The following is a 1,441-nucleotide window of genomic DNA, read 5'->3' as shown; positions in this document are numbered from 1 at the left end:
CGGCCCCACCCGGAACGCCCCACCCGAAACAGCCCACCCGAAACCCCTCCCCCGCACCCCACCGCAGTCACATCCCGGCCACGGTCCACCCCCGCCCCACCCTCATAAGCCCGCCCTGGCCCAAGCAAGCGCCGCGCTACGGCAGAATTTGAGACATGGGGATAGTCGCCGGGCTGGACAGCTCACCCGCTTTCACTCGCATCGTCGTCTGTGACATGGACACGGGTGCCGTGATCCGTCAGGGGTACGCGCCGCATCCGATCGAGGTGCCCGAGGGCGGTCGGCGGCCGAGTGACGTGGACCCGCAGGCGTGGTTGCTGTCGCTGGGCGAGGCCGCGGGGGGTGGGCTGCTGGAGGGGGTGCAGGCCATCGGGGTCTCGGCGCAGCAGAACGCGGTGATCCCGCTGGACGCGCAGGGGAACACCGTCCGCCCCGCGATGACCGGTGCCGACAAGCGCGCCCAGGTGGCCGCCGCCGACCTGCTCGACGCGCTCGGCGGCCGGGAGGCGTGGGCGCAGGCCGTCGGGTGCGTACCGCAGGCCGCCCAGCCGGTGACCAAGCTGCGCTGGCTGGCCAAGAACGAGCCGGAGAACGCCCGCCGCACCGCCCTGCTGCTCCAGGCGCACGACTGGCTGGTCTGGCAGCTCCTGGGCCGCCCGGTGCGCCGTACGACCGACCGGGGCGGCGCCTCGGGCACCGGGTACTGGTCCGCCGCGACCGGCGGCTACCGGCCCGACCTGGTCGAGCTGGCTCTCGGCCACCAGGTGGCGCTGCCCGACGTACTGGGTCCGTCCGAGGCGGCCGGTACGACCCCGGAGGGGCTGCTGATCTCCGCAGGGACCGGCGAGACCATGGCCGCCGCCTTCGGGCTCGGTATCGGCTTCGGGGACGCGGTCGTCTCGCTCGGCGCGTCCGGGTCCGTGATGGCCGTGCACCCGGGGGCGCTGGCCGACCAGTCCGGGATGATCACCTCTCTGGCCGACGCCACCGGTATGCATCTGCCGGTCGTCACCACCCTGAACGCCGTACGGGCCCTGCGCGGCACCGCCGAACTGCTCGGCCTGCCCGACCTGGAGAGCCTGTCCGAGCTGGCGATGAAGTCCACGCCGGGCTCGCACGGACTGGTCCTGCTCCCGTACCTGGAGGGCGAGCGCACCCCGGACCTCCCCCACACGGCGGGCACCCTGGCCGGACTCCGGCGCGAGTCCATGAAGCCCGAGCACCTGGCGCGGGCCTCCTTCGAGGGGATGCTCTGCGGTCTCGCGGACGCGCTGGACGTGCTGCGCGGCCGGGGCGTGGAGGTGCGGCGGATCTTCCTGCTGGGGCAGGCCGCCGAACTGCCCGCCGTCCAGGCGGTGGCGCCCGCGCTGTTCGGCGCCCAGGTGGTCGTACCGCAGCCCGCCGACTACGCCGCGCTCGGCGCCGCCCGCCAGGCCGCGTG

1 protein-coding gene is annotated in these 1,441 nt (G+C 74.4%); it reads left to right on the top strand.

The features are described from left to right. Window positions 1-155 precede the first annotated feature (155 nt). Window positions 156-1,441 (top strand): FGGY family carbohydrate kinase (locus GTW40_RS17425; protein WP_161181122.1); only part of this gene is annotated, 1,286 nt, incomplete at its 3' end.

The organism is Streptomyces sp. SID4985 (genome assembly GCF_009863025.1).
Taxonomy (GTDB): Bacteria; Actinomycetota; Actinomycetes; order Streptomycetales; family Streptomycetaceae; genus Streptomyces.
Note: the sequence above shows the minus strand (reverse complement) of the source record. Positions and strands in the feature narration are given on the sequence as shown.